The sequence below is a fragment of the Bacteroides sp. L008 genome (genome assembly GCF_040812255.1).
GTDB classification, from domain to species: Bacteria; Bacteroidota; Bacteroidia; order Bacteroidales; family Bacteroidaceae; genus Bacteroides; species Bacteroides vicugnae.
This window is the reverse complement of the sequence record NZ_JBFNXO010000002.1, coordinates 835438-850778: the sequence shown is the minus strand read 5'-3', so window position 1 is coordinate 850778 and position 15341 is coordinate 835438. Positions and strand designations below refer to the sequence as shown.

The 15341-nt window shown below is 41.9% G+C and carries 8 protein-coding genes; 4 read left to right on the top strand and 4 right to left on the bottom strand.

Annotation, left to right across the window (positions count from 1 at the left end; all coding sequences use genetic code 11):
• Window positions 1-203: 203 nt before the first annotated feature.
• Window positions 204-2732 (top strand): AsmA-like C-terminal region-containing protein, encoded by a 2529-nt coding sequence (locus AB3G73_RS22345; protein ID WP_367745634.1) that lies wholly within the window; start codon window positions 204-206, stop codon window positions 2730-2732.
• 19 nt (window positions 2733-2751) lie between these two features.
• Entirely contained in the window at window positions 2752-3366 is a 615-nt protein-coding gene (locus tag AB3G73_RS22340) for an L-threonylcarbamoyladenylate synthase (protein ID WP_367745633.1), read from the top strand.
• Window positions 3367-3469: 103 nt separating this feature from the next.
• Here the strand turns inward: AB3G73_RS22340 and nagB are convergent, their stop codons facing one another.
• From nagB to AB3G73_RS22325, 3 genes are read right to left on the bottom strand one after another with little or no spacing between them, the layout of a single operon-like run.
• Window positions 3470-4282: a glucosamine-6-phosphate deaminase gene (gene nagB, locus AB3G73_RS22335; RefSeq protein WP_321019818.1), complete on the bottom strand. Its 813-nt coding sequence runs from the start codon at window positions 4280-4282 to the stop codon at window positions 3470-3472.
• A 48-nt stretch (window positions 4283-4330) separates the two neighbouring features.
• On the bottom strand, window positions 4331-5527 hold the full coding sequence (locus AB3G73_RS22330) for an FprA family A-type flavoprotein (RefSeq protein WP_004305272.1): 1197 nt from the start codon (window positions 5525-5527) through the stop codon (window positions 4331-4333).
• A gap of 58 nt (window positions 5528-5585) precedes the next feature.
• Window positions 5586-6563, bottom strand: a complete 978-nt coding sequence (locus tag AB3G73_RS22325) for a TIGR01212 family radical SAM protein (protein ID WP_195648520.1) — start codon at window positions 6561-6563, stop codon at window positions 5586-5588.
• 475 nt (window positions 6564-7038) lie between these two features.
• Here AB3G73_RS22325 and AB3G73_RS22320 point away from each other — a divergent pair, with 475 nt between their 5' ends.
• Window positions 7039-11379 (top strand): two-component regulator propeller domain-containing protein, encoded by a 4341-nt coding sequence (locus tag AB3G73_RS22320; RefSeq protein ID WP_367745631.1) that lies wholly within the window; start codon window positions 7039-7041, stop codon window positions 11377-11379.
• 133 nt (window positions 11380-11512) lie between these two features.
• Here AB3G73_RS22320 and AB3G73_RS22315 read toward each other — a convergent pair whose 3' ends face one another.
• A complete protein-coding gene (locus AB3G73_RS22315; RefSeq protein ID WP_367745630.1) occupies window positions 11513-12280 on the bottom strand; it encodes a class I SAM-dependent methyltransferase in 768 nt (255 codons plus the stop codon).
• Between the two features lie 409 nt (window positions 12281-12689).
• On the opposite strand from AB3G73_RS22315, the gene xyl3A reads away from it, so the two are divergent.
• Complete coding sequence (xyl3A, locus tag AB3G73_RS22310) at window positions 12690-15281, top strand: xylan 1,4-beta-xylosidase (protein ID WP_367745629.1); 2592 nt, start codon at window positions 12690-12692, stop codon at window positions 15279-15281.
• Window positions 15282-15341: the final 60 nt, after the last annotated feature.

Sequence of the window (15341 nt, the reverse complement as noted above, 5' to 3'; positions counted from 1 at the left end):
AAAGAGAGAAAAGAACTCTGTGTCCTCCGTGTCCTCTGTGGTGAAATTATTTAGCGAAGAGATATGCATTCATTATTTTTCTTTATATCCAAATCTTATTGTTGTTTAATAATGACATGTTTTTCAAGAGCGAGGTACTATTAATCAAAAACTTTTATTAGTTTTGTTCTTTGTAATATCTCAAACTCTTAAAATAGAAGCAAATGAAAAAAGGTTTGAAAATCGCAGCTATCACAGTAGGAGTCATCATCATTCTGATGTTCCTTCTTCCTTTCGCCTTCCAGGGAAAGATAGCCGACATTGTAAAAACAGAAGGCAACAAAATGCTTAATGCACAATTTGACTTTAAGAACCTTAACATTAGCCTGTTCCGTAACTTTCCACAGGCTTCTGTCACTCTCGAAGATTTCTGGTTGAAAGGTACTGGTGAATTCGCCAATGACACCCTTGTACAGGCCGGAGAAGTTACTGCCGCAGTCAACTTATTCTCTCTTTTCGGAGATAGCGGTTACGATATTTCTAAAATATTTATTGAAGATACACGGTTACATGCCATTGTATTGCCGGACGGACGTGCCAACTGGGATATCATGAAACCGGATACAACAGCAACTGCCGAAACTCCTGTTTCAGAAGAAGAAGCATCTTCTCCTTTCAAAGTAAAGCTACAACGGTTTGTTATCAAAAACATGAACCTGATTTATGACGATCAACAAGGGAAGATGTATGCTGATATCCGCGACTTTAATGCAATCTGCGCCGGAGACTTAGGAAGTGACCGTACTACTCTGAAACTGGAGGCGGAAACCCAATCACTTACTTACAAGATGAATGGAATCCCTTTCCTTGCCAATGCCAATATCTCCGCAACAATGGATGTGGATGCCGACCTTGCCAATAACAAATACACATTAAAAGACAACACTATCCGCCTCAACGCCATTCAGGCAGGTATCGACGGTTGGGTAGCCTTGAAAGATCCGGCTATCGACATGGACTTGAAACTTAACACGAACGATATCGGGTTTAAGGAAATCCTGTCACTGATCCCAGCCATTTATGCTACGGAATTCTCCAGTCTGAAAACAGACGGAACCGCTACGCTTACCGCAACGGCGAAAGGTATCTTGCAAGGCGACACCGTTCCTGCATTCAACATTGATATGCAAGTCAAGAATTCCATGTTCCGCTATCCGGCTTTACCGGCAGGAGTGGATCAAATCAATATCAGTGCCAACGTCCAGAACCCGGGAGGAAATATCGACCTGACTACGGTCAATATCAATCCTTTCAGTTTCCGTCTTGCCGGAAATCCGTTTAGTCTGACGGCTAATGTGAAAACGCCGGTCAGCGATCCGGACTTTAAAGCTGAAGCTAAAGGGATTCTCAACTTAGGCATGATCAAACAAGTCTATCCACTTGGAGACATGGAGTTGAACGGTACCATTGATGCTGATATGCAAATGTCGGGACGACTTTCCTATATCGAAAAAGAGGAATACGAACGTATGCAAGCTTCGGGCACTATCGGACTGACGGGTATGAAACTCAAAATGAAAGATATGCCGGACGTAGAAATCAAGAAGTCCCTCTTCACTTTCACCCCAAAATACCTCCAGTTGAGCGAAACAACCGTCAACATCGGGAAGAATGATATCACAGCCGACAGCAGGTTTGAAAACTATATCGGTTACGCATTGAAGGGTACTACATTGAAAGGGAACCTGAATATCCGTTCCAACTATTTTAATCTGAACGACTTCATGACCGCTTCTGCGGATGAAACGACTGCATCAGAAACTGCGTCTACCGACTCCGTAGCTACAGCTGCCACGGGTATTATGGAAGTTCCCCGCAACATCGACTTCCAAATGGACGCTAACCTGAAACAGGTGTTATTCGATAAGATGTCTTTCAATAATATGAACGGTAAGCTTGTGATAAAAGATGGCAAAGTGGATATGAAAAATCTCTCCATGAACACCATGGGTGGCAACGTGGTCATGAACGGCTACTACTCCACTGCCAACGTAAAGAAGCCGGAAATGAAAGCCGGATTCAAACTCTCCAATATCGGTTTCGCACAAGCTTACAAAGAGTTGGATATGGTGCAGAAGATGGCTCCTATCTTCGAAAACCTGAAAGGTAATTTCTCCGGAAGTATCAATGTACTGACAGATCTGGATGCAACCATGAGCCCTGTACTGAATACAATGCAAGGTGATGGCAGCCTTTCCACCCGTGATCTTAGTTTAAGCGGAGTGAAAGCAATCGACGAGATAGCCGATGCCGTTAAACAGCCAAGCCTGAAAGACATGAAGGTAAAAGATATGACACTGGATTTCACCATCAAAGACGGACGCGTAGAAACCAAACCGTTCGATATCAAGATGGGAGACTACACTTTGAATCTTTCCGGTAGCACAGGCCTCGATCAAACCATCGACTATTCCGGAAAAGTGAAGCTGCCCGCATCTGTAGGCAATATCTCTAAACTAATGACTCTTGACTTGAAGATCGGAGGTTCATTTACCTCTCCGAAAGTCAGCGTCGATACTAAAAGCATGACCAACCAAGCTGTCGAAGCTGTAGCCGATGAAGCTATCAGCAAACTCGGACAGAAACTGGGACTGGACTCTGCCGCTACCGCCAATAAGGACTCAATCAAACAAAAAGTGACAGAGAAGGCTGCAGAAAAGGCACTGGATTTCTTAAAAAAGAAACTCAAATAAGAAAGAAGGAGAATGAATTATGCTTCTGAAGCTATATGACAAAAATAATAACCCGCAGGATTTACAACGAATCATCGACATCCTGAATGACGGCGGACTGATTATCTATCCCACTGATACGATGTACGCCATCGGCTGTCATGGTTTGAAGGAACGTGCCATAGAAAGGATATGCCGGATCAAAGAGATAGACCCTCGAAAGAACAACCTGTCTATCATCTGTTATGACTTGAGTAGCATCAGCGAATATGCGAAAGTAGACAATAATATCTTCAAGCTGATGAAGCATAATCTTCCGGGGCCATTTACTTTTATTTTGAACGGAACCAATCGGTTGCCCAAAATCTTCCGCAACCGGAAAGAAGTGGGTATCCGTATGCCGGATAATAACATCATCCGCGAAATCGCACGCCTGTTGGATGCTCCCATTATGACTACCACACTGCCCTACGAAGAGCATGAGGACTTGGAATATATGACAGATCCCGAACTGATAGATGAGAAGTTCGGTGGCATCGTTGATCTGGTCATTGACGGAGGTATCGGAGGTATAGAACCTTCTACCGTAGTGAAATGTACCAACGACGAGCCGGAAATCATCCGGCAAGGGAAAGGATGGCTGGAAGAGAATTAATATCTTTCCACCGGAATAATCTTTCTATCAAAAAAAGGGCTGCCCTCCGTTCGATACGGAAGCAGCCCATTCTTTTGATGGAATCCATTCAGAGGATAGAATCTTACTTAATCAATGATTCCGGATCCAAATGAGCAGATTCGATATCTTTAAAGTAACGGTAAGTACCCACTTTCAATTCCGCCGTAGCAGCATCATCACAAACGATAATACCCTTTTCATGCATTTGCAATGCACTGATTGTCCACATCTGTGTGATAGCACCTTCTACAGCGTGATACAAAGCACGAGCTTTGTTATGACCATTTACAATAATCATCACTTCTTTTGCAGAAAGCACAGTACCCACTCCCACTGTCAAAGAAGTCTTAGGAACTTTGTTGATGTCATTATCAAAGAAACGGGAGTTAGCAATGATGGTATCCATTGTTAACGTTTTCTGACGAGTGCGTGAAGTCAATGAAGATCCCGGTTCGTTGAACGCAATATGTCCGTCAGGACCGATACCGCCCATAAACAGGTCAATGCCACCATATGACTTGATCTTTTCTTCGTAACGAGCACATTCTGCATCCAAATCAGGAGCATTACCATTCAGAATATTCGTATTCTCCGGTTTGATATCGATATGACCGAAAAAGTTATTCCACATGAAAGAATAATAGCTTTCCGGATGTTCTTTCGGCAATCCTACATATTCGTCCATGTTGAATGTTACCACATTCCGGAAGGAAACGATTCCTTTCTTATTCAGGTCAATCAAAGCTTTATACATGCCCAGAGGAGATGATCCGGTAGGACAGCCCAACACAAATGGTTTTTCGAGGGTTGGATTGGCAGCTTTTATTTTAGCGGCAACATAATGTGCAGCCCACAGAGATACGGACTGATAGTCCGGCTGAATAATAAGTCTCATAAGTCGATTGTTTTATAGGTTAGTTAATAAATTATCTCATTCACTGTTTTAACGATCTTTCTTCAAACGGTCTGCCATGGCACGTGCCAGATTTTCGCACTGGGTATAAGTCAGGTCTTTCATCGCCTGCTTCATCTCCACCGGATCACCGATCAATTCGAATTTACTCTTTTCAGCAAACTCCGCCAGACGTTTCACCGCTGCACCTGCCCATGCGAAAGAACCGAAGTAACCCAAATAGCGTCCCTTCACCTCACGCAGCAGAATCTTTGAAAGCAGCGCTTCCACCTCCGGGAATATCTGATTACTATACGTAGGAGAACCGATAATCAATCCCTTATAACGGAAAATATCCGCTATAATATAAGAAGGATGACTCTTTGTCACGTTATGCATAACGATATTCTTAACCCCCTGTGCAGAAAGCTCTTCAGCAATAGCTTCCGCCATCTGCTCCGTATTTCCATACATGCTTCCGTAAGCAATAACAACACCTTCATCCGCATCATAACGGCTCAAACGATCATATATACCGATCACCTTTGCAATATTCTCCGTCCATACCGGTCCGTGAGTAGAACAAATGGCAGAAATGGGAAGTCCGCCCAATTTCTGCAAAGCCTTTTGCACGGGGCTTCCGTATTTACCAACGATATTAGAGTAATAACGGACCATTTCTCCCCAATACTTATCTACATTGATCCGAGTATCCAGGAATCCGCCATCCACCGTACCAAAACATCCGAATCCGTCGCCGGAGAAAAGAACTCCATCCGTTTCATCAAAAGTCATCATCGTTTCCGGCCAATGCACCATCGGAGTCATATAAAAACGCAGTTTGTGACGTCCCAAAGCAAGGAAATCACCATCCTTTACCAGATATTGTTCACCGGTTACCCCATAGAAACCTTCAATCATACCGAATGTCTGCTTATTACCCACAATGATAATTTCCGGATAATGTTGTTTAATCAATCGGATAGATCCCGAATGATCCGGTTCCATGTGATTTATAATCAAATAATTAATGGGACGTTCTCCAATCACTTGCTTGATTTTACGCAAGTAGACTTCAAAATAACAGATATCTACCGTATCTACCAATGCCACCATTTCATCATCAATCAGATAAGAGTTATATGAAACTCCATAGGGCAATGGCCACATCGCTTCAAATCTGTGCTTGTTACGGTCATTTACTCCCACATAGTGGACATTTCCTTTAATTCTTGTTTTACTTTCCATCTTTCAAATCCATTAAATATTTCTTCCACTATTCTATACTCCGCAAAACAGCTGTTTATTAAGTGGTAAGTTTATCGTCTGCAAAAATAATCCTTTTTTCCGAATCCCTATACTTCTTACCTTGATAAGCACCTCTTTCTTTCATTCTTTTTTGTAAACGAGCTACAAATTCATAATTTTTCAATCCCCAGTCAGGAGCTATTAATAAATCTTTAGGAGATTGGGAAACAAAGCGTTCCACAACCATATCCGGACGGAGATGCTCTACATAATCAATCACCAGATCAATGTATTCCTCAACCTCACTAAACAAATGAAAGTCAGCAGGAGTTACGTCATACTCATGTGCCATTCGCGTACCACGGATCAACTGTAACTGATGAATTTTTAGCGTAGCTAAAGGCAGATCGGAAAGAATTTCCGCTTGCGCCACCATTGTATCATGCGTTTCTCCCGGAAGCCCGAGGATGATATGTCCACCTGTCAGGATACCACAGGCCGCTGTCTGGCACACAGCTTCTACTGTATCTGCATAAGTATGCCCCCGGTTAATACGTCTCAAGGTTTCATCACAAGTGCTTTCGATCCCATATTCTACCATGAGAAACGTATGTTTGTTCAATTCTTCCAGATAACGCAACAAGCTTTCCGGCATACAATCGGGACGCGTACCAATCACCAGCCCGACTACTCCATCCACCGCCAATGCTTCCTCATACTTACGCTTCAAGCCTTCCAACTCCGCATACGTATTGGTATAAGCCTGAAAGTAGGCTAAATATTTCATTTCCGGATATTTATGGGCAAAAAAACATTTGCCTTCTTCCAACTGGGTAGTAACAGATTTCTCTGTCCGACAATAATCCGGATTAAAAGTCTGGTTATTACAATACGTACATCCGCCCCATCCTTTTGTTCCATCACGATTAGGGCAAGTGAAACCTGCATTCAATGAAATCTTTTGTACTTTGTAAGGAAAATATTTCCGCAGAAAAGTAGGGAAATCATTATATAATAGCTGCGTAGACATATTCATTCACTTTTTTTCTTTATTTTACCTACAAACATAAGCAAAATCAACGAGTTACGGAAAGTTGGCACAAAATATCTTCAATATATTAAAAAAATCATAATTACTATAAGATAAATTAATAAATATTGCAATACGAAAAACTATTTAATTAGCTTTGCTATGATTTTAGGCATTGACAGGAGGATACTTGTGAAAGTCTTGTGCAATTTATTCCCCAATTATGATTTCATCTCACCATACCCCATGCAACTCTTGTCAATAAAATTATCCTCTTTATAATCTGAATTAAGATTATAAAGAGGATTTTTTACTAATATGATTCCTTGACTTTATCTAAAACACAAAATAGAAATCAGAGCTATATAGCAAGAAGAGGAAAAAATAGGCAAAAACGAGTATTATTCGTTCAAACCACCTATCTATCTTTCTATTCTGCTTTGTTTTCTCTATTTTTGCTACAAACATTAAAACAACTACTATGAAACGGCTCCATATTCTATTTCTTTTTCTGACAATAACAATCATTCTAACCGCTCAACCCATCTGTCAGGTTAAGCACTTTTCGGTAAGTGACGGTCTCGCTCAAGGAGTAGTGATGAGCATATTACAGGATCAGAAAGGGCTTGTTTGGTTTAGTACCTGGAACGGGCTTAACAAGTTTGACGGATACACTTTTAAGACATATAAAACTTCGCAAGAGAGTAAATATGCATTTGGAAGCAATCGCATGGGGACTATTTCAGAAAGCAAATACGGAGATATATGGTGTCCCACTTACGATGGACAAGCTTGTCTTTTTGATGTGGAAACCGAGAAGTTTATCGATGTCCTCCAACCTATTGAGCTTGCCACGAAACAAACAAATGATGTCACGCGTATTTATTCGCTGGAGAAAGGGATCGCCTGGATTCTCTGTAAAAACGGATATGCTTTCAGAGTAGACGAACAACGATGTAAAAAAGGAGAAGGTATCACTCTTTATTCAACTTCCAACCACAATCTGAAAGGAGATCAGATATTGAGCGTTTATCAAGACTCTGAAGAAGATGAATGGATATTGACGGACAAAGGTGTTTCTATCATAGGAAAGAAAACACTGGATACTGACTTTCCTTTCCAGTTTATCACTCAAATAAAAGAAACCATCTATCTGATTGCAGAAAATGACAAGTTAGCCAGATATAACTTCCACACTAAAAAACTGAAATTCGTAGACATTCCTTATCCCCATCATAAAATAAACAATGTCACTGCCATAGGAAAAGATATGCTGGCATTGGGAACGGACAATGGACTCATTTTATATTCTATCCCGAAGAATAGTTTCCAGCAAATAGACATCCGTACAGCTACCCAAACTTCCAACGATGTGGAATCTGTCTATCAAGACCACTTGGGAGATATCTGGATCTTTTCAAAAGATCCGGGGATTGTTCATCTTAACCTCGCGACCCATGAAAAAGAGCATCTGTTCACTCCCAAAGATGAGATTATCAAGCATGGGCGTAAAAGTCGCAAACTTATTTTTGAAGACAATGCGAAAAACCTATGGCTACTCCCCACGGAAGGAAACTTTTGCTACTATGACCGGAAAGAAAGAACTCTCAAACCGCTTCTTACGGATATCAATAATCCCAAGTCTATTTTCAGTCCGTTAGTCAGGTCTTATACATTGGATAATCAGGGAAACTGCTGGTTTGCAACAGCACGCGGCGTAGAAAAACTATGCTTCTTTCCACAGAGTTATCAATTTAACTTGACTGATTACGAGGCGGAAACACGTGCCTTCCTGCAAGACAGCAATCAACGTCTATGGACAGCATCGAAATCTAATTATATCCAGATATTTGCACCGGATGGTAGCTTGGCGGGATATTTATCCAAACAAGGAAATATCATTAAAGAAAAACAGTCGTTCTATAATGGAGTATATTCCATTCTGGAAGATAAAGATGGAAATATCTGGTTGGGGACTAAAGATATCGGACTTTTCCAACTCAAAAAGACAGGAGTAAATCATTATTCTATTCACCATTTTGAACACCAGCCAAACGATCCTTATAGTTTAAGCAGCAATAGCATTTATGCCATCTTTCAGGACAGTCGCAACAACATTTGGGTGGGATGTTATGGGGGCGGTTTAAATATGCTGACACAGGATAAAGATGGAAAAACATCCTTTATTCATAGTAATAATGAATTAAGAAACTATCCCATAGCTTACGGTATGAAAGTACGCAATATTGCAGAAGCTCCGGGAGGAGTGATTTTGGTGGGAACGACTAACGGGCTGCTTACATTCTCAAACAACTTCGAACGTCTGGAAGAAATTAAATTCTACCGGAATATCCATAGGCCGGGAGATAAAAACAGTCTTAGTGCCAATGATATCATGCATATCTATACAGACAAGAATAAAACCACTTATGTCATCAGTTTTACCGGAGGTGTAAACAAAGTGATATCTCCCAACCTACTTAGCGATCATATCCAATTCAAGAACTACGACAAGAACAACGGGTTGGCCTCCGACTTGGCACTATCAATCATTGAAGATGCACAGAATCAATTATGGGTTGTTTCGGAGATTGCGCTCTCCAAGTTCGATCCGGCCAAAGAAACTTTTGAGAACTATGAATTAAGTTCCATCTATCAGGAGTTCAATTTCTCCGAAGCTCTTCCTATCATCAATGCCCGTAACCAAATTGTATTGGGAACTGATAAAGGCTTTCTGGAAGTTTCTCCGGAGAAGATGCGGAAGAGTAGCTATGTTCCTCCTATTGTGTTTACAGGACTCAAGATTCAAGGACACCTTACCGATCACTCCATTGACAATCTGGAAGAATTGGAACTGGAACCGTCGCAAAGGAATGTAACTTTCCAGTTTGCTGCGCTTGATTATGTCAATCCGAAAGGGATTCTATATGCTTATCGCCTGCAAGGATTAGAGGAAGAATGGAATGAAGCAGATAATAACCGTTCCGCTAGCTACATCAACTTACCTGCAGGCAAATATCAGTTGCAGATAAAGTCAACAAACAGTGACGGGGTCTGGGTGGACAATGTACGGACTCTATCTATACATGTACTCCCCACCTTTTGGGAAACCTACTGGGCATGGCTGCTCTATTTCATTCTATTCATACTCTTTACGGCAAGCATCGTATATGTATTATTTTACATCTACCGGTTACGTCACAGAGTGGATATGGAACAACAATTAGCAAATATCAAACTGCGATTTTTTACGGACATATCTCATGAGTTACGCACTCCGCTGACTTTAATCAGTAGTCCTGTGACAGAGGTATTAGAGAATGAACCTCTTTCTCCTTCTGCCCGTGAGCACTTGACTTTGGTACATCAGAACACAGAGCGCATGCTCCGACTGATGAATCAGATTCTGGATTTCCGCAAGATTCAGAATCAGAAAATGAAACTACTGATTGAAGAAACCGATTTGATTCCACTTCTGCAAAAGGTGATGAGTAGCTTCAAACTGATAGCCGAAGAAAAGAACATAAACTATCAGCTGACTTCTACCATCCAATCGGTGTATAGCTGGGTGGACAGAGACAAGTTTGAAAAGATATTCTTCAATCTGCTTTCCAATGCATTCAAGTATACACCTGCCGACAAATCGATCACCGTTCATATCACAACGAAAGAGAAGACGGTAGAGATAGAGGTTGCAGACGAAGGAATCGGAATTGCAGTAGAAAAGCAACATTCCTTGTTCCAACGTTTCGAGTCATTGGTAAAACAGAATATTCTGCAACCATCTTCCGGAATCGGACTGTCTCTCGTGAAAGAGATGGTGGAAATGCATCATGGCACTATTACAGTAAATAGTCAACCCGGAGTAGGCAGCCGTTTTACAGTAAGCTTGCCTTTACAACGGGAAATTTTCGAAGAGGATGTACAGGTCGAATTTATCCTGAATGATAGTCAGAGTTCAGCGCCTCATCCCGTCGATAGCATGAAAGCACCGGAAGAGGTGGAAGAAAAAGAAGACCTTGAGAATAATTCGGATGGTTTCTCCATATTGGTGGTAGAAGATAATGAAGAGTTAAAGGCTTTTCTGAAAAGTATTTTGTCGGAAAATTATACGGTAATCACAGCTTCCAATGGTGAAGAAGGACTGCAACATGCTGTTGACGATCTGCCCGATCTTATTATCAGCGATGTTATGATGCCGGTGATGGACGGTTTAGAAATGATCAGACAAATCAAAGAGAACAACAATATTTGCCATATCCCCATCATCGTATTATCAGCCAAAGCCTCTCTGGACGACCGTATCGCCGGACTGGAACAAGGCATTGACGATTATATCACCAAACCTTTCAGTGCTACTTATCTAAAGACCCGTGTAGCCTCCTTGTTACGACAACGCAAAGCATTGCAAGAGCTCTATATGAATAGACTGATGGAAGGAAAGAATACCTCTACTCCCGATCCTCTGACTCCTTCACAACCACAGATTACTCCATACGACGAGCAATTTATGGAAAAAGTAATGGCATACATGGAAGAACAGATGGACAATGCCGAACTAACGATTGACGAATTTGCAGAACAGTTGATGCTTAGCCGTACAATCTTCTACCGGAAATTAAAATCAATCGTCGGACTGACACCTGTTGACTTTATACGGGAAATACGTATCAAACGTGCCGTACAACTGATTGACAGCGACGAATATAACTTCTCCCAGGTAGCATATATGACGGGATTCAACGATCCGAAATATTTCAGCAAGTGCTTCAAGAAAGTGATAGGAATTACCCCGTCAGAATACAAAGAGAGAAAAAAATAACTCTTTGATAAGAATATAAAAAGTCCCTTTATACCCGGTTGTCTCATTATTCGATCAATCAAAATTCGATAGAGTAAACTGATATAAAGGGACTTTTCATACAAGATGAAGAGATTTGCCTGTCAACAACACATCAATATCCAAACTTACATTGACAAACAAACACCTGTTTTTCCGAATCATCATTAAATACTTCTTCTTCAAATCCTCCATATTTATGAATAATACTAAAACCATTCCATTCCAAATATGAATCCAACTCTTGAGGGAAAAACATTCTCATATCCAGATTTTGAATAGAATTGAATTCACCATTGATAAAATAATGCCATTCGATCCGATTAATCTGGGTTTTATTTTCATATCGCATTGTCTGCTTTATCGAGACTTCTCTTCCATCGCCAGTTGTATACGTGGCTATTTCCTGCTGCTCTTCCTCACCTTCAACTATATACCGAATATTCGGATTAAAACAATCCAACAGAAACAAGCCTCCGTCTTTGAGGTGATTTTTAACGACATGAAGTACCTTAAATAAATCTTCATTCTCATATAAATGATGGATCGAATTAAATGGAATAAAAATAAGGTCGTACTTCTCCTGTAAATCCAGCGTCCTGATATCCGCCTGAATGAAATTGATTTTTAGTCCAGCCTCGGAAGCTTTCATCTTTGCCTGGTGGAGCATTGAAGCAGTGTAATCAACCCCGCTTATATCATATCCATCCTTTGCAATAGGAAGAGTAAGTCTGCCAGTTCCACAGCAAAGCTCAAGAATTCGGGCATCCTTGTTTTTGGGTAGCCACCGCTTATAAAATCGCAAATCATCCATGCTGGTATTCATTCCATCATAAATATCTGCATCATAAATTAAATCGCCAACTTTATAATCACTATTCATTTGCCTCCTCCAATATCCATTATTTATTATTTCTTATACAAACAGGAATATCCCCAACGTACAATGTACAAAAAGGATATTCTATAAATAACCGGAAATATTACCGGTCGTTCGCAAATGTAGTAAATATCTATAAGCCAGCTATGATTATCTTTTAAAAACTCAAATTTCAACAAGACAGATCTCTGATATAAGCATTAAACCAACATTTTGGTATCATTCTATTTACATTGTAAAACTTATACTATATTCAACAAAATGTTTTTATCTTTGAACAGGTCAATGGATTTATCGGCTCCAAATAAGCCTTGCATAGGAAATCCTCCTTTTCTACCGGATATTCCCCACAAAAAGATTGAAAAGGGCGTACTATTGCAGTCTCAAATCTAAAAACCAAAAAAACTAGAAAATGAAAAAGCAATGGATCATTGCCTGTTTTATCGGAATTCAAGGGGTAAATGTACAGGCACAACAACCCAGCAAGTATCCCTATCAGGACACGAAGCTGACTGTGGAACAACGGGCGGATGATTTACTTCAACGCCTCACATTAGAAGAAAAAGTGGCGTTGATGCAAAACAATTCACCGGCTATTCCCCGGCTTGGCATTAAGCCGTATGAATGGTGGAACGAGGCCCTTCATGGCGTTGCCCGTGCCGGACTGGCTACTGTCTTTCCGCAAACCATAGGTATGGCCGCTTCTTTCAACGACGCATTACTATATGAAGTCTTTGATGCCGTATCCGATGAAGCACGTGCCAAGAACCGCCAATTCAATGAAAAAGGACATTATAAACGTTATCAGGGACTGACCATGTGGACTCCCAACGTCAATATCTTCCGCGACCCCCGCTGGGGACGGGGACAGGAAACCTATGGCGAAGACCCTTACTTGAGCGGTCGGATGGGAATGGCAGTAGTCAGAGGCCTGCAAGGACCGGAAGATGCCGAATATGACAAACTTCATGCCTGCGCCAAACACTTTGCCGTGCACTCGGGTCCCGAATGGAACCGTCACAGCTTCAACGCAGAAAACATCGCACCCAGAGATTTATGGGAAACCTATCTGCCTGCCTTCAAGGAACTGGTACAAAAAGCAGGAGTTAAAGAAGTGATGTGCGCCTACAATCGTTTCGAAGGCGATCCCTGCTGCGGCAGCAACCGTCTGTTAACCCAAATTCTCCGCAACGACTGGGGATTCAAAGGAATCGTAGTCTCCGACTGCGGAGCAATCGGAGACTTCTTCCAACGCAAGAAACATGAAACGCATCCCGATGCCACCCATGCCTCTGCCGACGCTGTTTTAAGCGGAACGGATCTCGAATGTGGCGGCAACTTCAAAAGCATCACCGATGCTGTGAAAAAAGGGCTGATTTCGGAAGAGAAAATCAACACATCAGTCAAAAGACTACTGAAGGCCCGCTTTGAACTGGGAGAAATGAATCCGACTCATCCTTGGAGTAACATTCCATTTTCTGTTATCGACTGTCCCAAACACAAAGAACTGGCACTGAAAATGGCACATGAGAGTCTGGTATTGCTCCAAAACAAAAACAATATCCTTCCATTAAACCGCCAGATGAAAGTGGCAGTCATCGGCCCCAATGCCAATGACTCGGTCATGCAATGGGGCAACTACAACGGCTTCCCTTCACATACCGTTACTTTACTGGAAGGAATACGCGCCAAACTGCCCGACGCACAAATCATCTACGAACCTGTATGCGGATATACAAACGACACCACCCTGCACAGCCTGTTCAACCAGTGCAGTATCGACGGAGAAGCCGGATTCAACGCCACCTACTGGAATAACCGCGAATACAAAGGCAAGATTGCCGCAACCGACCGCCTAACCACTCCTTTCCATTTCAGTGCCGAAGGTTCTACCGTATTTGCTCCCGGTGTAGGATTGAAAAACTTCACCGCCATCTATCGTTCCACTTTCCGCCCGGTGGATTCCGGTGCCGCCACTTTCCGCGTGATGACGAACGGAGGAGTCACTTTATTCCTCAACGGCAAGCAAATAGCTGAAGCCACCAACATCAAGAATCATACCAATCTGTATTCTTTCAACTACGAAGCAGGAAAGAGTTACGACATTGAGTTGCATTTTATTCAAGTAAAAGACAATCCTGCACTGAACTTCGACCTGGCGAAACAAACTCCTATGGATGCCCGTGAAATCCTGAACAAGTTGCAAAGCGCAGATGTAGTTATCTTTGCCGGAGGTATCTCTCCCCTGTTGGAAGGAGAATCCATGCGGGTATCCGATCCCGGATTCAAAGGTGGCGACCGTACAGAAATCGAATTACCCGCCATCCAGCGCGAAGTTCTTGCTCTTCTGAAAAAGAATGGAAAGAAAACAGTATTCGTCAATTTCTCCGGTTCGGCGATGGCCATCGTGCCCGAAACGCTGAATTGCGATGCTATCCTGCAAGCATGGTATCCCGGACAGGCAGGTGGAACAGCCGTTGCTGATGTTCTTTTCGGAGATTACAATCCTGCCGGACGTCTGCCTATCACTTTCTATAAAGGTTTGCAGCAATTACCGGACTATGAAGATTATTCGATGAAGGGACGTACTTATCGTTTCATGGCGGAAACTCCTCTTTATCCATTCGGCTACGGTTTAAGTTATACCCATTTCTCTTATGGGAAAGCCACACTGAACCAGTCGAAACTAGCCAAAGGCGAAAAAGCCATCCTTACTATCCCGGTAAGTAACGTCGGACAGAGAGACGGTGAAGAAGTGGTTCAAGTATACATCTGCCGTCCTGACGACAAAGAAGGTCCGCAAAAAACTCTTCGTGGTTTCCAACGGGTCAACATATCCAAAAGCAAGACCGAAAATGTAACAATCGAGCTTCCCTACGAATCATTCGAGTGGTTTGATACCGCCACTAATACGATGCGTCCTTTGACCGGAACATACAAGGTACTTTATGGTAGCAGTTCATCCGCCGACGATTTGCAATCACTCTCTATAACGATTTTATAATTTTACCCTCATGCCCTCATAAGCTACTTTAATCCCTTTATTCATCGGGGATATAGCTAT